This window comes from Streptomyces sp. NPDC127038, from assembly GCF_042725875.1.
Taxonomy (GTDB): Bacteria; Actinomycetota; Actinomycetes; order Streptomycetales; family Streptomycetaceae; genus Streptomyces.
The window spans coordinates 50,040-75,630 of sequence record NZ_JBHXDQ010000005.1 but is presented as its reverse complement, the minus strand read 5'-3'; the positions used below and the strand labels follow the sequence as shown (position 1 = coordinate 75,630).

General features: G+C 72.2%; 14 protein-coding genes and 2 pseudogenes. 10 read left to right on the top strand and 6 right to left on the bottom strand.

All coding sequences use genetic code 11. The features are described 5' to 3' along the window. Window positions 1-60: 60 nt before the first annotated feature. The 3 genes from ACFWI4_RS05555 to ACFWI4_RS05545 all read left to right on the top strand — a co-directional run bounded on the left by ACFWI4_RS05555 (window position 61) and on the right by ACFWI4_RS05545 (window position 6,384). Entirely contained in the window at window positions 61-810 is a 750-nt protein-coding gene (locus tag ACFWI4_RS05555) for a TetR/AcrR family transcriptional regulator (protein WP_387191286.1), read from the top strand. Between the two features lie 337 nt (window positions 811-1,147). After that, window positions 1,148-5,647 carry an aminotransferase class I/II-fold pyridoxal phosphate-dependent enzyme gene (locus ACFWI4_RS05550; protein ID WP_387191536.1) on the top strand — a complete coding sequence of 1,500 codons (4,500 nt, stop codon included), beginning with the start codon at window positions 1,148-1,150 and terminating at the stop codon, window positions 5,645-5,647. After that, complete coding sequence (locus tag ACFWI4_RS05545; protein WP_387191284.1) at window positions 5,644-6,384, top strand: class I SAM-dependent methyltransferase; 741 nt, start codon at window positions 5,644-5,646, stop codon at window positions 6,382-6,384. The genes ACFWI4_RS05550 and ACFWI4_RS05545 overlap by 4 nt, the downstream gene beginning before the upstream one ends. A gap of 68 nt (window positions 6,385-6,452) precedes the next feature. Here ACFWI4_RS05545 and ACFWI4_RS05540 read toward each other — a convergent pair whose 3' ends face one another. Next, on the bottom strand, window positions 6,453-7,310 hold the full coding sequence (locus ACFWI4_RS05540) for a GNAT family N-acetyltransferase (protein WP_387191282.1): 858 nt from the start codon (window positions 7,308-7,310) through the stop codon (window positions 6,453-6,455). Between the two features lie 456 nt (window positions 7,311-7,766). Then, window positions 7,767-8,573, bottom strand: coding sequence for a chaplin (locus ACFWI4_RS05535; RefSeq protein WP_387191280.1), 807 nt, complete (start codon window positions 8,571-8,573; stop codon window positions 7,767-7,769). Window positions 8,574-8,825: 252 nt separating this feature from the next. Between ACFWI4_RS05535 and ACFWI4_RS05530 the strand changes: the two genes are divergently transcribed. Together ACFWI4_RS05530 and ACFWI4_RS05525 are read left to right on the top strand one after the other, a co-directional pair. Beyond that, complete coding sequence (locus ACFWI4_RS05530; RefSeq protein ID WP_387191534.1) at window positions 8,826-10,400, top strand: alpha/beta hydrolase; 1,575 nt, start codon at window positions 8,826-8,828, stop codon at window positions 10,398-10,400. A 91-nt stretch (window positions 10,401-10,491) separates the two neighbouring features. Then, window positions 10,492-12,059 (top strand): annotated as a pseudogene (locus tag ACFWI4_RS05525) (FMN-binding glutamate synthase family protein). A 42-nt stretch (window positions 12,060-12,101) separates the two neighbouring features. Here the strand turns inward: ACFWI4_RS05525 and ACFWI4_RS05520 are convergent. Both ACFWI4_RS05520 and ACFWI4_RS05515 read right to left on the bottom strand, forming a co-directional pair. After that, window positions 12,102-13,364: an arginine deiminase gene (locus ACFWI4_RS05520; protein WP_387191278.1), complete on the bottom strand. Its 1,263-nt coding sequence runs from the start codon at window positions 13,362-13,364 to the stop codon at window positions 12,102-12,104. Between the two features lie 34 nt (window positions 13,365-13,398). After that, a complete protein-coding gene (locus tag ACFWI4_RS05515) occupies window positions 13,399-14,817 on the bottom strand; it encodes a basic amino acid/polyamine antiporter (protein ID WP_387191276.1) in 1,419 nt (472 codons plus the stop codon). 213 nt (window positions 14,818-15,030) lie between these two features. On the opposite strand from ACFWI4_RS05515, the pseudogene ACFWI4_RS05510 reads away from it, so the two are divergent. Together ACFWI4_RS05510 and ACFWI4_RS05505 are read left to right on the top strand one after the other, a co-directional pair. Next, window positions 15,031-16,045 (top strand): annotated as a pseudogene (locus ACFWI4_RS05510) (Gfo/Idh/MocA family protein). Between the two features lie 346 nt (window positions 16,046-16,391). Next, window positions 16,392-17,858, top strand: coding sequence for a PP2C family protein-serine/threonine phosphatase (locus tag ACFWI4_RS05505; protein ID WP_387191274.1), 1,467 nt, complete (start codon window positions 16,392-16,394; stop codon window positions 17,856-17,858). Window positions 17,859-17,951: 93 nt separating this feature from the next. Here the strand turns inward: ACFWI4_RS05505 and ACFWI4_RS05500 are convergent, their stop codons facing one another. Both ACFWI4_RS05500 and ACFWI4_RS05495 read right to left on the bottom strand, forming a co-directional pair. Then, window positions 17,952-19,454 (bottom strand): hypothetical protein, encoded by a 1,503-nt coding sequence (locus ACFWI4_RS05500; protein ID WP_385396516.1) that lies wholly within the window; start codon window positions 19,452-19,454, stop codon window positions 17,952-17,954. Between the two features lie 59 nt (window positions 19,455-19,513). Next, entirely contained in the window at window positions 19,514-19,687 is a 174-nt protein-coding gene (locus ACFWI4_RS05495; protein ID WP_326789599.1) for a hypothetical protein, read from the bottom strand. Here ACFWI4_RS05495 and ACFWI4_RS05490 point away from each other — a divergent pair. The 3 genes from ACFWI4_RS05490 (at window position 19,686) to ACFWI4_RS05480 (ending at window position 25,587) form a co-directional block, all read left to right on the top strand. Next, window positions 19,686-20,822: an aminoglycoside phosphotransferase family protein gene (locus tag ACFWI4_RS05490; RefSeq protein ID WP_387191271.1), complete on the top strand. Its 1,137-nt coding sequence runs from the start codon at window positions 19,686-19,688 to the stop codon at window positions 20,820-20,822. The genes ACFWI4_RS05495 and ACFWI4_RS05490 overlap by 2 nt on opposite strands. Before the next feature lie 262 nt (window positions 20,823-21,084). Beyond that, complete coding sequence (locus ACFWI4_RS05485) at window positions 21,085-23,061, top strand: N-acetylmuramoyl-L-alanine amidase (RefSeq protein ID WP_387191269.1); 1,977 nt, start codon at window positions 21,085-21,087, stop codon at window positions 23,059-23,061. A 207-nt stretch (window positions 23,062-23,268) separates the two neighbouring features. Further along, on the top strand, window positions 23,269-25,587 hold the full coding sequence (locus ACFWI4_RS05480; RefSeq protein WP_387191267.1) for a PAS domain S-box protein: 2,319 nt from the start codon (window positions 23,269-23,271) through the stop codon (window positions 25,585-25,587). Window positions 25,588-25,591 lie beyond the last annotated feature (4 nt).

Sequence of the window (25,591 nt, the reverse complement as noted above, 5' to 3'; positions counted from 1 at the left end):
AGGTGCATAGAGTCGGAGGAAACGGGGATTTCGGGCGGGCGGGCCGTACGGAGGCATGACATGGCCAGGGAACGGGCGCGGGACAAGGACGGCGAGGCCGCCGAGCCGGCACGGCGGGCCAGCGACCGGGGTCACTACGGCCGGCTGAGCCGCGAACGCGTGCTCGCCGCCGCCCTGGACCTGGTGGACGAGGAAGGCCTCTCCGCGCTGAGCATGCGCCGCCTGGGCGCCCGGCTCGGCGTGGAGGCCATGGCGCTCTACCGCTACGCGGACGGCAAGGACGCCCTGCTGGACGGGCTGGTCGAGGCCCTGTACCTGGAACTGGTGGAACGGCTGTCCGCCGGTTCCCCGCCCGAGGGCTCCGCGGCGCCCGACCCGGCCGCGTGGCGCGCCGAACTCCACCGGATCGCCCGGGCGACGTACGAGGTCTGCCTCGCCCATCCCCAGGCGGTACCGCTGCTGGCCACCCGGATGCTCGCCGTCCCGCTGGCCAGGAGACCGCTCGCCGTGCTCAAGGAGCACGAGCGCGTCCTGGCCCTGCTGCGGGACGCGGGACTCGACGTGGAACGCTCCGCGGCGGTCTTCCGCGCCTTCACCGGCTGGGTGCTCGGCTATGTCTCCGTGGAACTGCGCGCCATGGTGGACAACCCCGAGGAGGTGGACCCCGCCTTCCGTCTGGGGCTGCACCGGATGCCGCCCCAGGAACTGCCCCGGCTCCGCGAGATCGCCGCGACCCTCGCCGAGCGCGGCGGCCCGGACGGCCTGGACGCGGGCCTGGACGCGCTGTTGGACCGATTCGCGGGGGACTGACCACGGGACCCGGGACGGTACCCGACACGAGGCCGGGCACGGGGCGGGCGCAAGGCCGGGCACGGGGCGGGGCACGGAGCAGGGCGGTGCAGGGCGCAGGGAAGGGCGGTACGGGCGAAAAGGCAGAAGATGCACCCGTCCTTCCCCCGTGCCTACGATCAACAATGCCCCTTAACCCGGCGAACGGTCCTGTGCCGTCCGATGCGACGGTCAGGTGCCGTCCGACGTAGGGAGGCGGTTCGGCTTGCTGCGGGCACTTCGCCTCAAAGGCGTCCTGCCGCGGCCACGGCGCCTCGGTGTGTACGCCGTCCTGGTCACGGCCACGACCGTCGTCTACATGGCCGTCCCGGTGACCCGGACCCCGCTCTGGGCCGTCATCGGACTCGGTGGAGTGGCGGCCATGCTCACCGGGATCGTCGTCAACCGCCCGGCCCACCGCTGGCCGTGGCTGCTGCTGGCCGCCGGGCTGCTGGCGTTCTCCGCGGGCGACACCTCGTACAACGTCATGGAGTCGTACTTCCACTTCAACAACCCGTTCCCCTCCCCCGCGGACGCCTGTTACCTCGCCACCTATCCGCTGTTCGCCGCCGGTCTCTACGGCCTCGTCCGCTACCGCTGGCCGGGACACGACCTGCCGAGCCTGCTCGACGCGCTGATCTTCGCGCTGGGGCTGGCCCTGCCCGTCTGGGTCTTCCTGGTGCAGCCGCTCACCCACGTTCCCGGCATGACCTGGCAGCAGCGCGCCATCAGCATCGCCTACCCGCTCGGCGACGTGCTCGTGCTCGCGATGCTGACCCGGCTGCTGGTGGCGAGCCCCGGCTCCGGCCGCATCCCCGCCCTGCGGCTCCTCGTGCTCGGAACCGCGACCCTGCTCACCTTCGACATCGCGTACGGGATCCTCCAGCTCAACGACCTGTGGCACACGGGAACGCTGCTGGACTCCGGCTGGATCGTGTTCTACACGGCCTGGGGGCTCGCCGGACTGCACCCCTCGATGGTGGAACTGACCCTGCCCGTGGTGCGGCGGGAGTCCCTGCGGCCCACCCGCCGGCGGCTGCTCGCGCTCGCCGCGGCCACCCTGGTCGCGCCCGCGATCCTGCTCTACGAGGGGCGCCGCGGGAACGCGCAGGACGCTGCCGTGATCGCGGTCTTCTCCGCGGCGCTGTTCCTTCTGGTGCTCCTGCGGCTGTCCGGGATGGTGGTGGCCCACCGCAACGCCGTGGCCCGCGAACTGGCCCTGCGCACCGCGGCCACCTCCCTCGTCGCGGCGACCCGGCCGCAGGACGTGGAGCTCACGTGCGACACCACGGTCAGCACGCTGTTCGGTCCCACGGTCGCGCACCGCAGCCTCGTCCTGCCCGCCGAGTACGCCAACGGACTGGTGACCCGCCTCTCCCATTTCGTGCCCACGGAGGAGCTCGGGGTCGACATCGCGATCCGGCTCGGCGAGCTGCCCGTCACCCTGGTGTGCCCCATGATCCCGCCGGACGAACCGACCGGACACCTGCCGGGCGTGCTGATGGCGGCGGGGCCCGAGCAGCAGCTCCGCGAGATCCAGAGCTCGCTGGAGATCCTCGCCTCGCACGCCGGTCTTGCCGTGGAACGCATCGCGCTGCGCCAGGAGATCATCCGCAAGGAGAGCGAGGCGTACTTCCGCACCCTGGTGCGCAACGCCTCGGACGTCATCCTCATCGTCGAGGACGACAACACGGTCCGGTACGCGAGCCCGTCCGCGAGCGCCGTGTTCGGCCAGGTGGAACTGACCGGAGCACCCCTGCCCGAACTCGTGGACTCCAGGGACCGGACACGGGTCGTCAAGGGACTCACCGCCCTGCGCAACGGCGGCGGCTCCGACAACCACGACCACTGGTGGGTGCTGCGCGACGGCAACCGCATCGAGGTGGAGGTGCGGTGCAGCGACCTGCGCGAGGACCCCACCGTGGCCGGGCTCGTCGTCACCCTGCGGGACGTCACCGAGCAGCGGCGGCTGGAACACGAGCTGACCGAGCGCGCGTTCCACGATCCGCTGACCGGCCTGCCCAACCGGACCCTGCTCCTGGAGCGGATCGAGCGCGCCCTGCTGCGCAGCCGCCGCGGGGCGTCGCTCACCTGTCTGCTCTTCATCGACCTCGACGACTTCAAGATGGTCAACGACACGATGGGGCACTCCACCGGCGACCATCTGCTGACCGCCGTCGGCGAACGGCTCTCGGGCGCCCTGCGCCGCACGGACACCGCCGCCCGGCTCGGGGGCGACGAGTTCGCGGTGCTGATGGAGGACGCCAAGAAGCCGCTCGACGCCGAACTGCTGGCGGCGCAGGTGATCCAGGCGCTGAGCAGACCGTTCAGCCTGCGCGAGGGCTCGGTGAGCGTGTCCGCGAGCGTCGGCGTGGCCACCGCCAGGGACAGCACGGACGCCGAGGAACTCCTCGGCCACGCCGACCTGGCCCTGTACGCGGCCAAGGCGGCGGGCAAACGGCAGTGGCGCCGGTTCCTGCCGCGGCTGCGGGTGCGGATGGTGGAACGGCACGACCTCCAGGCGCGTCTCGACGGCGCGGTGGCCCGGTCCGAGTTCACCCTGCGCTACCAGCCCGTCGTCGACATCGCCGCGGGCGAGGTCGTCGGCTTCGAGGCCCTGGCCCGCTGGCCCCATCCGGAGCACGAACCGGTTCCGCCTGACCAGTTCATCGCCCTCGCCGAGGAGACGGGGCACATCACCCCGCTGGGCGCGTGGGTCCTGTCGAACGCCACGACCGACATCGCCGGACTCCAGCGGTCCGCCGACGGGGCCGACCCGCCGTACGTCAGCGTGAACGTCTCCCCGCGCCAGTTCCGCGACACGGGTTTCCTCGCCGAGGTGCGCAAGGCGCTTGAGACACCGGGGCTGGCCCCGGGGTCGCTTCAGCTCGAGCTCACCGAGACGGTGCTGATGCGCCGGGACGCGCAGATCCAGGCGGTGCTGTACTCGCTCAAGGATCTCGGGGTCCACATAGCCGTCGACGACTTCGGCAGCGGCTACTCGTCGCTGCGCTATCTGCGGGACTTCCCCGTCGACGTACTGAAAATCGACAAGACGTTCATCGACGACATCGCGCTGGACACTCGACAGGTCGCTCTCGTCGAGGGAATAGTCGGTCTCGCCGACACCTTGGGTATCCAGGTGATCGCGGAGGGTATCGAGGATCCGGTGCAGCGGGACCTCCTGGCCGGCATGGGCTGCCGGTTCGGACAGGGGTTCCTCTTCGCCCGGCCGATGACGGTGCAGCAGAGCGAGTTCCTGCTGCGTCAGCGCGACGGGGTTCGCAACCCGGTACGGCCCACCGCCGTGACGGCGGAAACGAGGTACGGAATGGGACAGACGGAGCCGGCACCAGCCGACCCCCGCAAGGAGTCACCGCCCCCGCCCGGGGCGGCGGACACCGACGGCGGCCCGACCGAGGGCGCACGGCCCGTCGGCGAGGAGAGCGAGAGCCCACGGTCCGGGGACCACGAGAGGGGGGACCCACGGTCCGGGGCCCCGGAGAGAGGGACCCCACCGTCCGGGGACCCGGAGGGCGAGCACGGACGGGGTGACGGCGCGCGGAGCGACAGCACACGCCGTTCCCGGCGCTGGCGCGACCTGGAGCACCTGCGGCAGACCAGCCCCATGAGCGACGCCGTGCTGGACGAGGTGCGCGGCCGGCACATCCGCAGCGGCGACCACTGGATGATCGACTTCGCCTCCTGCAACTACCTCGGCTTCGACTGCGATCCGGAGATCATCCAGGCGATCGAACCGGCCGTACGGCGCTGGGGCACCCACCCCAGCTGGTCACGGCTGATCGGCAGTCCCCGGCTGTACCCCGACATCGAGGAGCGGCTCGCCGACCTGCTCGGCGCGCCGGACACGCTGCTGCTGCCGACGGCGACCCTGATCCACGCCTCGGTGATCCCGGCCCTGGCCGGACACGGCCATGTCTTCGTCGAGGCCACGGCGCACCGGACCGTGTTCGACGGCTGCGTGGGGGCCCGCGGGCAGGGAGCCACACTGCACCGCTTCCACGCCGAACGCCTCGACGAACTGGCCACGATGCTGGACGAGGTCCCCGCCGGACTGCCCCGGCTCGTCTGCCTGGACGGCGTGAACAGCATGAGCGGGAACATCCCGGACCTGCCGGGACTGGCCGCGGTGTGCCGGCCGCGGAACGCCCTGATGTACATCGACGACGCGCACGGCTTCGGCGTCATCGGGGAGCGCGGCCCGCAGGAGTCGTGTCCGTACGGAGACCGCGGCAACAGCGTCGTACGGCACACCGGCGAGTCGTACGAGGGGATCGTGCTCGTCGGCGGGTTCTCCAAGGCCTACTCGTCGCTGCTGGCCTTCCTCGCGCTGCCCAGCTCGCTCAAGGACCGCCTCAAGACGTCCGCGGCCCCCTACCTCTACTCGGGCCCGTCGCCCACCGCCTCCCTCGCCACGGCGCTGGCCGGCCTCGACGTGAACGACAGCCGCGGGAACGCCATCCGCGCCGACCTGTACCGCAAGACCGGGCGGGTCCTCGACCATCTGGAGGCGCTCGGTGCGGGCACGCTCAACACCGACCGGCTGCCGATCATCGAGATCCCCCTCGCGGACGCGGACGACCTGGACGGGGTCGGCGGGTTCCTCTGGGACAACGGCATCTATGTGACCCTGGCCGCCTATCCCCTCGTACCGCGCGACCGGGTCGGGTTTCGGGTCCAGCTGACCGCGCTCAACTCCGACGAGGACGTCGACCGGCTGAACGAGACGCTCACGCGGCTCACCGAGCGCTACCGGCTGCGGCCCAGGGACGCGGTCCACGAGGGCGGTTCCTCATGAGCACGCTCAACGACGACGTGAACTGGGACAGTTGGCCGGTCGAGGACTATCTGGCGGAGAACTACCGCGAGCTGCACCCCTCGGACGCGGCGGTCATCACCCACCACAGCGCGTTCTACCGGCAGTTCGCGCCGGGCTCCGTCGCCCGGTCGGTGGAGATCGGGGCGGGTCCCAACCTCTATCCGCTGATCCTGGCGTCCGCCGCCAGCCGCCGGATCGACGCCGTGGAAGCGGGTGCCTCCAACGCCGCTTATCTGCGGCGGCAGTTGGGCGGGACGCCGGACCAGAGCTGGCTGCCCTTCCACGCGCTGTGCCGCGATCTCGACCCCGGCGTGCCCGCGACCCTGGAGGAGTCGCTGGCCCGGGTGCGGCTCGTGCACGGCGACCTGAGGTCCGTCGAACCGGGGAGCTACGAGCTCGTCTCCATGCACTTCGTCGCCGAGGGCGCCACCGAGGACTTCGAGGAGTTCAAGGAGTTCTGCCGCCGGTTCGTCGCGTGCGCCGAGCCGGGCGGGCACCTGGTCGCCGCCTTCATGGAGAACATGCCGACCTACCGGATCGGCGCCGACTCGCACTGGCCCGGCTGCCCGGTGGACACGGACGTGATCACCGAGGTGTTCACGCCGCTCACCGACCGGCTGACGGTCGACCGCATCCCGTCGGACCCGACCCTGCCGGACTACGGGGACTCCGGGATGATCATGCTCACCGGGGCGGCGGCCGCCGTACCCGGGTGAGCCGTCGTCCGCCTGCCACCCCTGCCCCGCCCCGGGCAGGGCAGGGCAGGGCCGTACTCCCGTACGGATCAGCCGAGTTCGAGTGACGTCACCCCGTGGACGCGTTCCCGCGCCGACTCCCTGACGGGCCCGGTGTACATGCGGGCGGTCTCGAAGGAGGGGGCCAGGCCGAGCTCCTCCACCAGGGCCACGGCCGCGGTGTTCGAACCGGGCACGTCCACGGCGAGCGCCCGGCCGGCCGCCTCGGCGGCGAGCGCGCCGAACAGGGCGCGGGCGTCGTCGGCGGTGTCCGCGAACAGCGGGCCGACCCGCAGCGAGTCACGCGCCGGACGGATCACGGCATACCCGCTCAGCCGGCCGCCGTCGGCGTGCCGGACGAAGGTGCGGTGTCCGGGAGCTGCCAGCCACGACTCCAGGAACACCGGCCGGTCGGCGGGCTGGCAGGCGCTGTCGTACGCCGTGATCGCCGCGTGGTCCGCGGCGCCGGCCGCGCGTACGCCCGACGGTGTCGGGCCCACCGGGACCACGCCGGTGAACCGGGCTGTCCTGTAGGCGAGTTCGAAGCCGGACTTGCGGTAGTTGTCCTGCTGCGCGACCACGCCGTCGAGGCCGACGGTCCGGTCGCCCGCGTGGGCGAGGGCCGTCTCCCAGGTGGCGAGGCCGTATCCCTTGCCGCGCAGATCGGGGCGTACGAGGTAGAAGCCCAGGAAGGCGTAGTCGGCGCTGTAGTTGACCACCGAGATGGCCGAGACCGGCTCCCCGCCGACGCGTCCGATGAAGAAGCCGCCGGGATCCTGCGCGAAGAAGCTCACGCTGTCGGACAGGCCGGGATTCCATCCCTCGTCCGCCGCCCAGTCCCCGACGACCTTCCAGTCGTCGAGCGTGGCCTGGCCGACGACGAGGCCGTCCGGTCCCGGAGAGGTCATGGGGGCTCCAATGCGTACGGTTCGGGTGTGCGCCGGGCATCCGGCCCCGCGGAGCGCACCGGCCGGCCGCCCGCGAAGCATCCTCGCCGATCTCCACGCCCCCCGCAGCGACGCCCCCGCCCCCCACGACCGAATCCGGCCACTTCCCCGAACTCGGCACGGGGGCCGCACGAACGCGGGGTCGCACGGACCCTGGGCGGCCGGACCCGGAGGCGGCACGGACATGGAAGCCGCACGAGCGCGGGAGCAGCCGGACCGGGGGGCGGCACGAACACCCGGGAGCCGCAGGACCGGCCGGGGCGGCACGAACACGGAAGCGGCGCGGACGCCGGAGCCGGCAGGACGCGGACGGGCACAGGGACACGGAGGCGGCCGGAAGCGGCGTGGGCGCGTGGACGTGGAGGAGGCTCCACCGGTCACCCGTCCGATGGAGCCTCCGGTCGTGATCGCCGCGGGTCAGCGCACCGCGGCGGGCCGGAACCTGCGGTACAGCACGGCGCCGCCGAGCAGCATCGCCGCGCTCGCCGCGACGGCGGACATCGTGCCGTCCGCGCCCGTGTGCGCGAGGGTCGCCGCGGTCCCGCCCGGCGGCAGTGCCTTCTCCGGCGTTCCCGCGGCGGGGACCACCGCGGGCGGGACGGACGGCTTCGGGGCGGGCTTCGCGGGGTGGTGCGCCCGCACCGGCCCGGTGGCCGGGGTGTTGACCGACTCGTTCCCGACGGCCGGGTTGCCGAGGCCGACGACCGTCACCGAGTTGCCGCTGACGTTGACCGGGAGGTCCACCGGAAGCTGGAGGCCGTTGCCCGAGAGGACACCCGCCGAATCCTTTCCGCTCCCGTGCGCGACCGCGCCCCCGCCGACACCGCCACCACGGCTGCCACCGCCGTCACGGCCGTGACCTCCGCCGACCGCACCTCCGTACCCCGCGGCGCCACCGTGCGGCCCCGCGCCTCCGTGCCGGCCACCGCCGTGCGCTCCGGCTCCTCCGTGGCGTCCGCCGCCTGCCACGGCGGACCCTCCGCCTCCCCCGTTGGCGCAGCGGTTGCCCGCGGCGGGGTTGAGCAGCCCGACCACGTTCACCGTGTTCCCGCACAGGTTCACGGGGACGTTCACGGGAAGCTGGACGGTGTTGCCTGAGATCAGACCGGGCGAGCCTGCCGCCGCGCCCTCGGCCGCGGAGTCGGCGTGTGCCGGCACCACCGCGGCCAGCGCGCCCGAGGCGGCGGCCGCGGCGATCAGACCATTTCGGGTCACCCGTTTCATACGTTCACTGCCTTCCTGACAACGCCGTGGGCGTTCGCCCACAGTGCCAAGAACGCCGGTGAACGGTCCGAGTTATGGCTTATCGGCCTTTCACCCCTTCGAGCGTCATCCCGTTCGAACGGTTTCCGCGGCCCCCCAGGACATCCGGGCGGGCCGGGAGGCGGCCGGTGGTCCGGCCCGGAGGCGGGTCCCCGGGGCCGCGATTATCGTGATCCGGGAGGTATGGCCGGTCCACCGCAGCTGGAGGCAGGCATGCTGTCCGTGCACCAACGCTTCGCGGTCGTGGGGGCCGCGACCGCGACGCTGACCCTGCTGGCCGCCGGTCTGCCGACGGCGGCGACCGCGGGCGACGAACCCGGCCTGTCCCGCTTCTACCGCCAGAAGGTCGCGTGGTCGGCGTGCGAGGGCGACGGCATGCCCAAGGACCTGCAGTGCGGCAAGGTCACCGTCCCGCTGGACTACGCGCACCCGGATCGGGGCTCGCTCGACCTGGCGCTGGCCCGCTACCGGGCGACGGGCCGTTCCCGGGGCTCGGTGCTGCTGAACTTCGGCGGCCCGGGCGGCGCGGGGATACCCGGGCTCGCCGCGGGCGGCAAGGACTTCATGGGTCTGACCAACGGCTACGACGTGGTCACCTTCGACCCGCGCGGTGTCGGCCGGTCCTCGCCCGTCACCTGCGGCGACGGCGCGGACGAGATATTCGGCGCGACGGCCACGGGCTCCGACGTCCGGGCGGCGCTCAAGGCGGTCAAGAAGGCCGCCGACACCTGCGCGAGGCACTCGGGGGCCGTCCTCCCCCACATCGGCACGGTCAACGCCGCCCGCGACCTGGACGTGATGCGCCAGGCGCTCGGCGACAAGAAGCTCAACTACCTCGGCTTCTCCTACGGAACGCGGCTCGGCGCGGTGTACGCGGCCCAGTTCCCGAAGAAGACGGGACGGATGGTCCTCGACGGCGTCGACACCCTCACCGAGCCGATCACCGAGCAGGGCCTGACCGGCGCGGAGGGCCAGCAGACCGCGCTGGACGACTTCGTCACCTGGTGCGCTAAGAACATGGCCTGCCCGTTCGGCCAGGACGCGCGCAGCGCCGGCGAACAGGTCGTCCAGCTCGTGAAGTCGCTCGACGAGGAGCCGGTGCCCTCGGACTACGGCCAGGACTTCACCGGACAGGACCTGGTGGGGGTGATCGGCCAGGCGCTGTACAGCAAGGCGATGTGGCCCGTCCTCGAACAGGCCCTCAGCCTGCTGGTCCAGGACGGCGACACCCACGGACTCACCCAGCTGTACGGGGGCGCCTCCCTGCCCGCCACCTCCACGCCCGTGCGCGGGCGGCCGAAGCACAGCGGGCTGGTCGACGCGGAGGACGTCCCGCTCGACAACCTCCCCGCCGCCCTGATGGCCGTCAACTGCGCCGACGACCCCGACCGGCCCAGCGCGGACCAGGTCGCCAGGCAGGTGGCGGGACTGCGAGCCGCCTACGAGGAGGCCTCGCCCGTCTTCGGCCGGTACCGCCTCGCCCAGGTGCTGATGTGCTACGGCCGTCCGAAGGGCACCGACTACATCCGCGAGAAGGTCCGCCACGTCCCCACCGCGAAGATGCTGCTCGTCGGCACGCGGGGGGACCCGGCGACCCCGTACCGCTGGACCGAGGAGACCGCCAGGCGCCTGGGTTCGTCCGCCGTGGTGCTCGACAACAAGGGCGAGGGGCACACCGGGTACGCGTCCTCGAAGTGCGTGCACCGCAAGGTCGACGACTTCCTGCTCTACGGGTCGCTGCCGGCGAACGGCAGCTCCTGCGCCCCGGAGAACACGGACGGTTTCTGACGGGCACCCCACGGGGTGAGCTCGACCGCCCGCGCGGGTGTCCCGATCAGCGGCTTTCGTCCCCATGGGTTTGACTCATGGGGTGCGCCGGATGCTTCCACTGCTGCTCGTCGCCCTCGCTGCCGCCGGGGCGCTGCTCCTCGCGGGCACCGTCTCGGCCCGGTGGTGGTGCGCGGCGGGCCCGCTGCTGGCGCTGACCGCGCTCGGCGGGGCCGACCTGACGCAGCGCCGCGATTCCGTGCTGCGCAACTATCCGCTGACCGGCCGTCTGCGCTTCCTCCTGCAGCGCCGCGGCCGAGCCTGCGGGGGTACGTCGTCGAGCGCGGCCTCGACGGACGGCCCTTCGACCGGAACGTGCGCGCCCTCGTGCGCGAGCGGGCCGAGGGGCGCGCGGTGGAGGAGCCGTTCGGCACGGAGCGTGACGTGTACGGGGACGGCCACGAGTTCCTGGAGCCGTCGATGCGCCCGGTCGAGGTCCCGGACGAGCCGCCGGTGGTCCGGGTGGGCGGCCCCGACTGCACCCAGCCGTACGACATGTCCCTCCTGAACGTCTCGGCGTTGAGTTTCGGGGCCCTGTCCCCGAACGCGATCCTGGCGCTCAACAGGGGTGCGGCGATGGGGGGTTTCGCGCACGACACGGGCGAGGGCGGTCTGTCGGACCACCATCTGCGGGGCGGCGGCGACCTCGTGTGGGAGATCGGCACGGGGTACTTCGGCTGCCGCACTCCCGAAGGGGACTTCGAGCAGCGGGAGTTCGCGGACAAGGCGGCACTGCCCGAGGTGAAGTGCGTGTCCCTGAAGCTCTCCCAGGGGGCGAGGCCGGGGTCGGGCGGGGTGCTGCCCGGGGCGAAGGTGAACGCGGAGATCGCGCGGGCGCGCGGGGTGCCCGAGGGTACGACGGTGGTGTCGCCTCCGGGGCACCGGGTGTTCTCGACGCCGAGGGAGCTGGTGCTGTTCATCGCGCGGATGCGGGAGCTGGCGGGCGGCAAGCCGACCGGCTTCAAGCTCTGTGTGGGCTCGCGGCGGCAGTTCCTGGCGGTGTGCAAGGCGATGCTCGCCGAGGGGGTGACCCCCGACTTCGTCGTCGTGGACGGCTCGGAGGGCGGTACGGGCGCGGCGCCCCCCGAGTTCGCGGACGGCGTCGGCACGCCGCTGACCGAAGGCCTGATCACGGTGCACAACGCGCTGGTCGGCGCCGGGCTGCGCGACCGGGTCCGGATCGGCGCGAGCGGCAAGGTCGTGACCGGCGCTGACATCGTCAAACGGCTGCTCCAGGGCGCCGACTACACCAACGCGGCCCGCGCGATGATGTTCGCCGTCGGCTGCGTCCAGGCACGGCGATGCCATACGAACACCTGCCCGACCGGGGTGGCGACCCAGGATCCGCGCCGGGTCCGCGCGCTGGACGTGGCCGACAAGGCGGAGCGGGTACGGCTCTACCACCGAGCCACCGTGCACGGCGCGAGCCAGATCATGGCGGCGATGGGCGTGCGCGGCCCCGGCGAACTCACGCCCCACCGGCTGCTGCTGCGGACCGGGCCGACGACGGTGAGGTCGTACGCGGAGCTCCACGAGTGGCTCGCGCCCGGGGCGTTGCTCGCCGAGCCGCCGCGGGCCTGGGCGGCGGACTGGGCGGCCGCCGATCCGGACTCCTTCTGAGCCGCCGTGCCACCGGGGGGTGTTCGCGCGGCGCGCCGGGCGTCAGAAGTCCACGGGGTCCCGCACGATCGGGCAGGTCATGCAGTGGCCGCCGCCGCGCCCTCGCCCGAGCTCGGAGCCGACGATGGTGATGACCTCGACGCCGGCCTTGCGCAGCAGGGTGTTGGTCTGGGTGTTGCGGTCGTAGGTGAACACCACACCGGGCTCCAGGGCGACCGCGTTGTTGCCGCTGTCCCACTGCTGGCGCTCGGAGGCGTACACGTCACCGCCCGTCTCGACGATCCGCAGCCGGGGCAGTCCCAGCGCCTCGGCGACGACGTCGGTGAAGGCGCGTGAGCCCTCGTCGGTGATCTCGATCCCGGGGGCCTTGTCCCCGGGCCGCAGGGAGAACGTGTGCACCGAGTCCATGATGGCCGGGTACAGGGTGACGAGGTCGCGGTCGGCGAAGGTGAAGACGGTGTCGAGGTGCATCGCGGAGCGCAGCCGGGGCATGCCCGCGACGACGACGCGCTCGGCCGCGCCGTTGCGGAAGAGGGCGTCCGCGACCTGGCTGATGGCCTGCCGCGAGGTGCGCTCGCTCATGCCCATGAGGACGACGCCGTTGCCGACCGGCATGATGTCGCCGCCCTCGAACGTGGCCTGGCCCCAGCTCAGTTCGGGGTCGCCCCACCACACGGTGGAGCCCGCGAAGTCGGGGTGGAAGGTGTAGACGGCCTTCATCAGGAGGGTCTCGTCGTGCCGGGCGGGCCAGTAGAGCGGGTTCAGGGTCAGACCGCCGTAGAGCCAGCAGGTGGTGTCGCGGGTGTAGAGGGTGTTGGGCAGCGGTGGCATGAGGTACTCGCGCGGGCCGGCCGACTCGCGGGCCAGCGAGAGATAGCCCGTGCGGAACTCGTCGGGCAGGTCGGCGGTGGAGAGTCCGCCGATCAGGTACTCGGCGAGGGCGGCCGGTTCGAGGGACTCCAGGAAGGCGCGGGTGCCGTCGACGAGTCCGAGACCGACCTCGTTCGGGGTGATCTTCCGGTCGAGGAGCCAGTCCCTCGCCACGGGCAGGGCCATCGTCCGGGCGAGCAGGTCGTGCAGTTCCACGACCTCCACTCCTCGCCCGCGCAGCTTGTTGACGAAGTCGGCGTGGTCGCGCTGGGCGTTCTCCACCCACATCACGTCGTCGAAGAGGAGGTCGTCGGCGTTGGTGGGGGTGAGCCGGCGATGGGCGAGGCCGGGTGCGCAGACCAGGACCTTGCGCAGCCTGCCGACCTCGGAGTGGACGCCGTACGCCGGGCGGCCGGCCGTGTCCTGACGGGTCATGGTGTGCCTTTCTCCGGGCCGGGGGCCAGCGCGGTCACAGACTGATCCAGCCCAGTGCGAGGGCCACGATCCCGGTGACGGCACCGGCGACCGAGACGACGAGGATGACCAGTTCGCGGGGCGAGAACGGGGTCCTGCCCTGCTCGCGGCGCGCCATGACGAACAGCACGGTGGCGGGCGCGTAGATGATGAAGGAGACGAGGAGGTACTTCAGTCCGGCCGCGTACAGCAGGAAGGCCGTGTAGACGGTGGCGGCCGCCGCGACGACGAGGTCGCCGCCGAACCGGCGCCGGGCGAGCTTCAGCGCGAAGGCCGCCGCCAGCAGGAACGGGATCAGGGTCAGGGCGCTGGTCAGGTCGAGCGCGAAGTTGAACGCGTCGTCCGAGAAGAGGGTGACGACCAGGACCACCTGGGTGAGCAGGGTGGTCAGCAGCAGGGCGGGGACCGGGACGTCGGCCCGGGTGGAGCGGGACAGGAAGCGGGGCATGTCCTCGTCCTTGGCGGCGACGAACAGCACCTCGGCGGCCATCAGGGTCCAGGCGAGGTAGGCGCCGAGCACCGAGACGATGAGGCCGACGCTGACGAAGACCTGGCCCCAGGTGCCGACCGCGCTCTCCAGGACCCCGGCCATGGAGGGCTGCCTGAGCTCGGCGATCTCGCCCATGGGCAGCAGCCCGTACGACACGATCGTGACCGAGGCGAAGATCGCGAAGACGCTGAGGAAGCCGAGGACGGTGGCCCGGCCGACGTCCTCGCGGCGCCTGGCGTGCCGGGAGTAGACGCTCGCCCCCTCCACGCCGAGGAACACGAACACGGTGGCGAGCATGGTGCCCTTGACCTGTTCGAACAGGGAGCCCGCGTAGGCGGCGCCGCCCCAGTTCTCGGCGAAGACGTGGGGCTTGAGGTAGAAGAGCGCGAGCACGACGAAGACGAGGATCGGGACGACCTTGGCAACGGTGACGATCCGGTTGATGGCCGCCGCTTCCTTGACCCCGCGCCGGATGAGGAGGAAGAAGGCCCACAGGCCGACCGAGGAGAGCACCACCGCGAGGACGGTGTCCCCGTCGCCGAGCGCGGGCGCGATCGCCCCGATCGTCGACATGATGAGCACCCAGTAGGTGACGTTGCCGACGCAGGCGCTGGCCCAGTAGCCGAAGGCCGAGAAGAAGCCGAGGTACTCGCCGAAGCCCGCCTTGGCGTAGGCGTAGACGCCCGCGTCGAGGTCGGGCCTGCTGATCGCGAGCCGCTGGAACACGAAGGCGAGCATCAGCATGCCGGTGCCGGCGACGGCCCAGGCGATGAGCGCGCCGGCCACCCCCGTCTCCTGGGCGAACCGCCGCGGAAGGGAGAACACCCCGGCTCCGACCATGGAGCCGACGACCATCATGGTGAGGGTGACCAGGGTCAGCTTGGCGGCGGGCGCCGTCCCGGGTTCGGTGTCTGCCTGCGTCATGGGTGTCCCGCGGTGAGGGCATCGTCGTGGGCGAGAACGATGCGGGCGACGCCGTCCGGCGACTTGAGCGAGATTAACAATGAATTGCCCGTAATGCCCTTCGGGGGCGGCGACGGGGTCCTGCCCGGGGTGCTGCGTCGACGATCTCCACGGCCGACAATCGGGTCACCGGGACAGAGCTGTCCCGGCAGTCGTCGGAGAGGTGTGCACCGCGTGAGCGAGTTGCTGGGTGTGGCGGTACTGGGTGTCGGACACATGGGAGCCGACCATGTACGCCGCTTGGATCAGGTGGTGAGCGGCGCCAGGGTCGCGGCCGTGGCGGATCCCGACACCGATCGCGCCGGGCGCGCGGTGGCGGGCGTCGACGGTGTGTCGGTCCACGCCGAGGCGGTGGCCGCGCTCGACGCGCCCGGGGTGGAGGCCGTACTGATCGCCTCCCCCGGTCCCGCGCACGAGGAGGCCCTGCTCGCGGCGTTCGCCCGGGGTCTGCCGGTGCTGTGCGAGAAGCCGCTGGTGCCGGAGTCCGCCGGGGCGCTGCGGGTGGTGGAGGCGGAGGCGAGGCTCGGGAGGCGGCTGGCGCAGGTCGGGTTCATGCGGCGGTACGACGCCGAGTACCTGCGTCTGAAGTCCCTGCTGGACGGCGGCCGGCTGGGCCGCCCGCTGATGCTGCACTGCACGCACCGCAATGTCTCCTCCCCGCCCGGTTTCACCTCCGCGATGCTGGTCAACAGCTCGGTCTCGCACGAGATCGACGCGGCGCGCTGGCTGCTGGGGCAGGAGCTCACGGCGGTCACCGTGCTGCGCCCCCGGTCCTCCTCCACCGCCCCCGAGGGCCTGGTCGACCCCCAGTTCGTCCTGTTCGAGACGGCCGGCGGCGCGCTGGTCGACGTCGAGGTGTTCGTGAACTCGGGGTTCGGCTACCAGGTGGGGTGCGAGGCGGTGTGCGAGGCGGGGACCGCCCGGATCGGGGACGAGCACGCCCTGACCGTGACGACGGCGGGCGGCAGGCACGAGGAGGTGGCGCGGGACTACCTCGTGCGCTTCGCGGGCGCCTACGACCGTGAGGTGCAGACCTGGGTGGACGCCACCCCGGGCCGGCCGCGTCACCGGGCCGTCCGTCTGGGACGGTTACGCGGCGTCCGCCGTCGCCGAGGCGGGAGTCGGGGCACTGGAGAGCGGCACCCGGACGACCGTCGAACTGGCCCCGCGCCCGGCCCTCTACGGCTGACCGGACCGCCGCCCGGCGCCCGCCGCGCACCCGCGGGCGCCGGGACGTCGCACGCTCCCTCCGGACACTCCCCTCACCCTCGCACACCTGCCCGTCGAACAGCAGAATGAGGGCACCGCACGGGGTCCCCCGAGCCCCTCAAGTCACGTACGGTGTCTACGACTTGCCCCCGAACGGCGACTACCGCATCGGGACCGGTCGCCCACTCCGGGAGGACTGCGGCATATACCAGAAGCACGACCGTATCGGGTGTTGCCAAATCCCTTACAGCGCGTCGTGGGCTGTGCGACAGTCGTAGCGGTCCTTCCCTCACCGAGGTCGTACCGTCCCCGCATCGGAGTACGTCATGCCACCCCATCTCTCTGCGGACCGTCCAGCCGCTCAGCCGCCACGGCGCGGCACGGTCGACGCGCTCATCTCGCAGACGCGCCGCCTGCGCGGCGAGGTGGACGCCGTACGGCGCGAGGCACCCGGGGACGAGGAGGACGCGCAGGGACGCTGGCAGCGCGCGCTGTGCACGCTGGCGCTGCACCAACTGAACGACCTGGACGCGCACCTGGCCGAGCTCCGGGACGGCCCTCCGGAGGTCCCCGCGCCGCCCCCGGCCCCCGCCGCCGCCCGGACCGCGCCGGCCGCCCCCCGGACGGGCTCACTGCTGAGCCGGGTGGGCAGCGCCGAGTGGAACCTGCTGACGGACGAGGCCAGTTGGTCCGGCGAGCTCTACCAGATCCTGGGCCGTGACGCGGCCGCTCCGCCGCTCACCCTCGACGAACTGCCCTCGCTTGTCCTCGACGAGGACCGGCCGATGCTCACCGCGATGGTCACCGACTGTCTCATCGACGCCAAGCCCATCGACGGCGAGTTCCGGGTCGTGCGCCCCGACGGCACGGTGCGGACCGTGCACATGATGGGTGAACCCGTGCTCGACCCCGACGGCAGCACCGCCTCGATGTGGGCCGTGCTCCGCGACGTCAGCGAACTGCGCCGCAGCCAGCGGGTGGTGGGCGAGACCCGCGAGTCCTTCCAGCGCGAGCGGCACGTCGCACAGACCGAGCACCGGCTGGCCATCGAACTCCAGGAGTCCGTGGTACCGCCCTGGCGCGGCTCCCTGCGCCTTCCGCGCACCGGACCCCGGGCACTGGACGTCGCGGCCCACTACCTCCCCTCGTCGGCCGGCGCCCCGATCGGCGGAAACTGGTACGACGCCCTCGAACTCCCCGGCGGGGAGACCCTGTTGAGCGTCGGCGACCTCACCGGCCACGGGGTCAGCGTGACCTCGGGCATGGCGATGCTGCTCGGCGCCCTGCGCGGCATGGCGGTTGCGGGCACCCGGCCGGGCCAACTCCTCTCCTGGCTCAACCAGTTGATCGACACCACCGTCCAGCCGGCGCTGGGCAGCGCCGTCTGCTGCCGCTACCTGCCGGCGACCCGCACGCTCAGCTGGGCACAGGCCGGACACCCCGCCCCGCTGCTGTACCGCGACGGGACGGGGCGCGCGCTGACCGCACCGGACGGCGTCCTGCTCGGAGCCACCTCCGGTGCCGTCTACGGGCAGGCCGAGGAAAGCCTCCGCGTGGGCGACCTGCTGCTGCTGCACACCGAGGGCCTGATCCCCCGGAACGCGGCGGCCCCCCACCCGGGCGAGGCCGGAGGCGAGGCGGGAACGGCGGCCGTCCAGAGGCTGCTCGGCCTGGCCCCACGCTTCGGCGAGGCCCGTACGGCCCAGGACTGTGTGCGGATGGTCGTCGAGGAGTTCGGCGGAGCGGAGCGCGAGGACGACGCCTGCGTACTCGTCGCCCGCGTCGGGTCCTGACCCCCGGACCGGATCACGACCTCCGGGACCGGACCCTGATCACCGCGATCGGTCCCGACCGCCCGGACCTGATCGTGACGTCGGCGCCCTCCGTCAGACGCGCGCGCTGTCGCCGCGCCTGGGCTTGAGCGAACCCCTCGGCAGCGCCAGCTTGATCTCCTCACGCAGATCGCTGATCTTCGGATAGCTGGAGTACTGCCCGGTGAGCCGGTACATCTCGCGCAGCCGGTCCCAGGTGCGATGGGAGGAGTTGGCGCCCATCGACGTCAGGGCCAGTCGCGCGTAGCGGTCGGCCTGTTCGGGATCGTCGGCGATGAAACAGGCCGAGGCGAGCGAGATGTGGTCAAAGATCTTCGACCGGTCCCGCCCCGACTCCCGCAGCTTCAGCGCCTCCTTGGCGTGCCGCTGCGCCGTGGCCGCGGCGGCCGGCTCGTGCTCGGCCAGGGTGCGGTAGGCGAGCGCCTGCATGCCGTGCATGTCGGCCTCGTCGAACAACTGCATCCAGCTGGGCGGCGGTACGTCACCGCGGTCGGAGACGAACAGGTCCTCCGCGATGCCCAGAGTCCGCCGCATGGCCTGGCCCCTGCCCATGGACGCCTGCGCCCAGGCCTCGATAGTGTGCAGCATCGCCCGGGTCCTGGGCAACACCTCGTCACCGGAACCGGACTTGGCGAGCTTCATGAGGTCGAGAGCGTCGTCGGGCCGGCCCAGATGCACCATCTGCCGGGCCGCGCGGGAGAGCGCCTCCCCCGCGCGAGGCCGGTCGCCGCCCTCGCGGGCCGCGTGCGCGGCGATGACGAAGTACTTCTGCGCCGTGGGTTCCAGGCCGACGTCGTGCGACATCCAGCCCGCGAGGACGGCGAGGTTGGCGGCGACGCCCCACAGGCGCCGCTGGAGATGGTCGGGGTGCCGGTAGGAGAGCATGCCTCCCACTTCGTTGAGCTGGCCCACCACGGCCTTGCGTTGCAGCCCGCCACCGCGGGCCGCGTCCCAGGCCCGGAACACCTCGACGGAGCGCTCCAGTTCCTCGATCTCCTGCGACCCGATGGGGGCGGCCTCGTAGCGGTCGAACCCGGCGGAGTCGGCGTGCAGGGGGTCTTGGAGCTGCGGAGCGTCGGCCGTCAGGGCCGGATCGGTGTGCAGCCAGTCGTGCATGGCAGTGCTGAGTGCGGAGCCCGCGGCGAGCGCGGCACCCGCGCCCACCAAGCCGCGTCGGTTGAGCATGAGGTCCATTCCCGTGAATTCGGTGAGGACCGCGGCAGTCCGCTCGGGCGCCCACGGCACTCCGTCGGGATGTTCCACACTCCCGGCGGCGCCTTGCCGTTTCCCCGCGCGCCCGTGCCTGACCAGACCGAGGTCCTCGATGGTCACGACACGGCCGAGACGCTCGGTGAACAGAGCCGCCAGCACCCGCGGCACCGGATCGCGCGGGATCTCTCCCATGTCGATCCACCGCCGCACCCGTGAGGTGTCGGTCGCCAGCTGGGGGTGGCCCATGGCCGCCGCCTGCCGGTTGACCAGCCTCGCGAGTTCACCCTTGGACCAGCCGGCCAGGCCGAACAGGTCCGACAGACGGGTGTTGGGTTGTCCGTTCACGTCAAGCCCCCAGGTTCTCGGCTGATTTCGACAGTAACCGCCTGTCAGTTGCTGAGCGACTATTCGCCAGGGTTCGCCAGGGTGCGCCAGATGGTGTGCCAGTGGACGTCGGGTGTCAGGTAGGAACGCGCCACCCCGACCCGGTTGCCAGGGACATTCCCCAGGATGAACCAGGCGGCCGGGGCGGGCAGCGCGGCAACTCGCAGGCACACGAAGGGATCTGTTTCGCCCATGTACACAGCATCGTCCTCCGTGTCCGCTCCGCCCCGGTCGTTGCACCCCCGCCCGGTGGGCAGCGGCCCTTACCTCGACCCCGCGCGTCAGGCGGCCCCCGTGCTGGGCGCCGGCCGGACGCGGCGCGTGCCGGGGCTCGGCACCCAACCGCTCAGCGGGAGACTCGACTTGTCCGGCCCTCAGGGCGCCCAGCTGCGCACGGCGATCGCGTCGGTGCACCGGATCTGCCCGGAGTTCACCCCGGTCCAGGTACTGCGCCGCAGCGGACGCTCCGTGCTCCTCGTCGGCACGACGGGACGCAGCACGGCGGTCGCCAAGTGTTTACTGGACCCCTCCCCCGTCTGGGCCGAGCGGATCCGGCACGAAATAGCTGCATACCGTCTGTTCGTCCGGCACCGCCCGCCCGTGCGGGTGCCCCGGCTGATCGCGGCGGACCCGGACAACTGCACACTGGTCATCGAGCGCATGCCGGGCCGTGTGGCCGCGCTCCAGCGCCACCCCCTGGAGGCCCCGCCCCGCACGGACATCCGCGCCGCGCTGGGCGCCATCTGCCGGCTCAACGCCTGGCGGCCCCCGGCCGGGACGTTCAACGCCCCGCTGGACTACGCGGAGCGGATCTCCCGCTTCCACGAGCTGGGCCTGCTCACCGACCGGGACATGGGCGACCTCCAGAAGCTGGTGCACGGCATCGCGACGTCCTCCGGCCGCCAGGGCATGGGGCAGTTCTGCCACGGCGACGCCCTCCTGTCGAACGTCCTCCTCTCACCGGCCGGTCCAGTGCTGGTGGACTGGGAGCACGCGGGCTGGTACCTGCCGGGCTACGACCTGGCGACGCTGTGGGCGGTCCTCGGCGACGCCCCCGTGGCGCGCCGCCAGATCAGCCAGCTCGCCCAGTCGGCGGGCCCGGCGGCACGGGACGCCTTCCTGGTGAACCTGATGATCGTCCTGACCCGTGAGATCCGGACGTACGAGATGGCCGTGCAGCGGTCCCTGCAGGACGCGGCTCCGGCGGGGGCCCCGGCCCACCCGGCCGCCGCGTCCTCCGGTGAGGAACAGCGGCTGCTGCTGCGCCGGCTGCACGACGACTGCCAGCTGGCCCGGCGAGCGGTACGGGCGGCGGTCGGCACGCGCTGAAAGGGGACGGAGGTCCGCGGTACCGCCGGCGCACCGGCGCATCGCGGACCTCCCTCGCGTACGACCCGCCATTCGGGGCATTGGTCCACTCCACTGACGCCCCGCAGGCCGGGAGGCCGTCGCCACGAAACCCCTTCACCCCGCGTTGACATGGGAAATCGCCTCCTCCTGCGCATGATTGACGGATCGTCGGAGAGCCGGTAGCACTGACGCGTTCGGCTCTCGCACGCCCCACCGCGCCCGACCGTCCCAGGAGGCTGCTTTGCACCGGTCCGCCACCGATCCCAAGGGCACCAGCACCACCAGGCGCAGACGCGCGCGCAGAACCGCGGGAGCCGTCGCCTCGGCGGCGCTGCTGCTGCCGCTGCTGGGCGCGGCCCCGTCGGGCGCGGCCGATGAGGCGTCCGACGGCACCTTGCAGCGGGCGTTCGCCGACGCCTCCGCCCAGTACCACGTTCCGCAGAGCGTGCTCCTCGCCGTGTCCTACCTCCAGTCCCGCTGGGACACCCACGCCGGTGCCCCGAGCGTCACCGGCGGCTACGGCCCCATGCATCTGACGGACGCCCGCACCGCGATCGCCGCGAGCCCGCACCACAGCGACGGCACGGAGGACGCCCGCGGCGACAGCTCGCGCCACGCCCTCCTGCCCGACACCCCGGTGCCCACGAACGCCCAGCTCCCGGCCCGGCTCAAGACACTGACGAAGGCCGCCGGTCTCACCGGCCTGCCGGCGGAGCGGCTGCGCACCGACGCGGCGGCGAACGTCGAGGGCGGCGCCGCGCTGCTGGCCGCCGCGCAGCGCGACCTCGGCGAGCCGCTGAGCGAGGACCCCGCCGCCTGGTACGGAGCGGTGGCGCGCTTCTCCGGCGCCGACGACAGCACCACCGCGGCGACCTACGCCGACGACGCGTACGACGTGATGCGCTCCGGCGAACGGCGTACCACCGACGCGGGCCAGCAGGTCACGCTCGCCGCCCGGCCCGGCCTGCGACCCGACACCGCGCAGCTGCGCCGGGCGGGACTGCGGACGGTCTCCGCCGACGGCACGGAATGCCCGCGGACCGTGTCCTGCGAGTGGATCCCGGCCCCGTACGCGGAGTTCGGCGACGGGGACTACGGCAACCACGACCTGGGCGACCGGCCCGCCTCGCAGAGCATCAAGTACATCGTCATCCATGACACGGAAGGCACCTGGGACGGTGTGCTGAACCTCGTCCAGGACCCGACCTATGTGTCGTGGAACTACACCCTGCGCTCGACCGACGGGCTCATCGCCCAGCATGTGAAGGCCAAGGACGTGGCCTGGCACGCGGGCAACTGGTACATCAACGCGAAGTCGATCGGCCTGGAGCACGAGGGCTTCCTCACCGCGCCCGACACCTGGTACACGGAGGAGATGTACCGCGCCTCCGCGCGGCTGGTGCGCTACCTCGCCCGGAAGTACGACATCCCGCTGGACCGCCAGCACATCCTCGGGCACGACAACGTCCCCGGCCCGACGACCTCCACCATCCCGGGCATGCACACCGACCCGGGCCCGTACTGGGACTGGCAGCACTACTTCACCCTGCTCGGCCACCCCTTCCACCGCACCCTCGGCAAGGGCGGGGACCTGGTGACCGTCCTGCCCGACTACGACGAGAACCAGCCGCTGTACACGGGCTGCGTCACCGCGGGCGAGCCCTGCGCCGCACACGGCTCCAGCGAGGTGCGCCTGTACTCCCGGCCGGACGAGAGCTCACCGCTGATCCAGGACATCGGCCTGTATCCCAAGGGCGACCCCTCGACGACCGGCGTCAACGACGTCGCCTCCCGCGTCTCCACCGGACAGCGCTACGCGCTCGCCGGCCGGGACGGCGACTGGACGGCGATCTGGTACCTGGGCCAGAAGGCCTGGTTCAAGAACCCGCGCAAGCAGCCGACCGCGGTGCCGGCGTCGGGGCCGGCCGTGACGCCCAAGGAGGGGCTGGCGGAGATCCCGGTGTACGGCAGGGCGTACCCGGAGAAGGAGGCGTACCCGGCGGGCGTACCCGTCCAGGCCGTCTCGCCCCTGCCGTACAAGATCCTCGCGGGCCAGCGCTACGCGGCCGGTGACAAGGTGCCCGGAGAGTACTTCTACTCGCCGACGTTCGACACGACGTCGCACCGGGTCGTGATCGGTACGGACATGTACTACGAGATCCAGTTCGGGCACCGGGTGGAGTTCGTGCGGGCCGCGGACGTGGACCTGGTTCCGTAGTCCGCGGGGCGGTTCGGCGCCGGGCCCGTGCGAGGCGGGCCCGGCGTCCGGACGGCCGAAGACAATGACACCGGCAACCGGCCAGGGAAAGTGCCGTGGAGGACAGGTTCGGCCGCGGTCGGGCCAGTTAACGACATGTAACCGCGCGCCTGCTCTCCGTACGCTCTGATGGGCCGTTCATGGAACACGGCACACCCTGGGGCAGGCATGGGCAACTTCGTCAACGAGACTTCAACGCGGTCGGCCGGTGCGGCGGCCCCCCGGCGATGCGAGTGCGGCGGCGAACCGCGCAACGATGCCCCGGCGGGGGCCGAGGAAAGGTTTCGTGGTCTGCTGGAGGCCGCGCCCGACGCCATGGTCATCGTGGACGACACGGGCACCATCAGACTCGTCAACGCCCAGACCGAGGCCCTCTTCGGGTACACCCGTGAGGAGTTGCTGGGCCGCCCGGTGGAGATCCTCGTCCCGGGCCGCTTCCGGGCCCACCACACCTTCCACCGCGCCGGTTACGCCGACAACCGCCAGGTCCGTCCGATGGGCGCGGAACTCGAACTGCACGGGCTGCGCAAGGACGGCACCGAGTTCCCCGTCGAGATCAGCCTCAGCCCGCTGGAGACCACCGACGGGCTCCTCGTCTCCGCGGCCGTCCGCGACGTGAGCGACCGCAAGGCCGCAGAGGAAAGGTTTCGTGGCCTGCTGGAGGCCGCGCCCGACGCCATGGTCATCGTGGACGACACCGGCACCATCAGACTCGTCAACGCCCAGACCGAGGCCCTCTTCGGCTACCGGCGCGAGGAACTCCTCGGTCACCCCGTGGAACTCCTCGTGCCCGGCCGCTTCCGGACCCACCACCACCTTCACCGCAGGGGCTACTCCGACAACCGCCAGGTCCGTCCGATGGGCGCCGGACTCGAACTGCACGGACTGCGCAAGGACGGCACCGAGTTCCCCGTCGAGATCAGCCTCAGCCCGCTGGAGACGAGCGACGGGCTCCTGGTCTCCGCCGCCGTCCGCGACGTGAGCGAGCGCCGGCGCGCCGAGGCCCGGATCAACGAACTGGCCGGACTCGTCGAGTCCTCGCAGGACGCGATCCTCGCCAAGACCCTGGACGGTCACATCACTTACTGGAACGCGGCGGCGCAGCGGCTGTACGGCTACTCGCGGAGCGAGGTGATGGGCAGGCACGTGTCCCTGCTCGCGACCACGGAACGGCGCGGCGAGATCGACGCGCTCCTCGACCGGCTGCGCAGCGGTGAGAAGGTGGAGCATTTCGAGACGCTGCGGCTGACCCGCTCCGGCGCGCTGCTGGACGTGGACATCACGCTGTGGCCGACGCGTGATCCGGACGGCACGGTGGTCGGCGCGTGCGCGATCGTCCGGGACATCAGTGACCGCAAGCGGGCCGAGGCCGAGCTCACGTTCCTGTACGAGCAGCAGCGGCACATCGCGCTCACGCTGCAGCGCAGCCTCATGGGCACCCCGCCCGCCATCCCGGGTCTGACCACCGCGAGCCGCTACCGGCCCGCCACGCAGGGAGCGGGCGTCGGCGGCGACTGGTTCGATCTGATCCCGCTGGGGGCCGGCCGGGTCGGGGTGCTGATCGGCGACGTGATGGGCCGGGGTCTGGACGCGGCCGCCGTGATGGGGCAGCTGCGGTCGGCGGCGCACGCGCTCGCCAAGACCGGTATGCAGCCACGGCAGTTGATGCAGGCCCTGGAGGCGGTGGTCGGGGATCTGGACGTGCCCGACCAGCTCGTGACCTGCTGCTATCTGGTCATCTCCGCGGACGCGGGCGAGGTGACGGTCTGCTCGGCCGGGCATCTGCCGACCCTGGTGGCCACGCCGGGAGCGGGCGCGCGTCCACTGCCCGCGCCGGTGAACGCGCCCCTCGGTGTCGGCGGCATCCTCTACGAGCAGGCGAGTTCGGTGATCCCGCCGGGGGCGACGCTCGTCCTGTACACCGACGGTCTCATCGAGACTCCCGGCAGTGACATCGAGGACCAGCTCGGCGAGCTCACCTCGACCCTCGGGGACCTGTTCACCGTCGCGCCCGATCTGGAGCAGGCCTCCGACCATGTGCTGTCCACCCTGCTGCCGGACTGCGACGGCCACAACGACGACGTCACACTGCTGCTCATCCGGCTCCCCGACGGGCCGCTGGCGACCGTCAACACCGATCTGCCGGCGGTGCCGGAGTCGGTGCCCGAGGGCCGCGCCTTCCTGAGCAAGGCGCTGACCGCCTGGGACTGCGTACGCTCCGCCGACGACGCCCGGCTGCTGCTGTCGGAGGTCCTCACCAACGCCGTGCAGCACGCCCAGGGGCCGATCAGCCTGCATCTGTGCCGTACCGCGACCGATCTGACCGTGGAGATCAGCGACCGCAGCCCGCATCTGCCGCAGCCCAGGACGGCGGCCGAGGACGAGGAGTCGGGACGCGGACTGATCCTGGTCCGCGCCCTGGCCGACAACTGGGGCGTACGTCCCACCGACGCGGGCAAGACCACCTGGTTCACGCTCAAACTGTGACGCC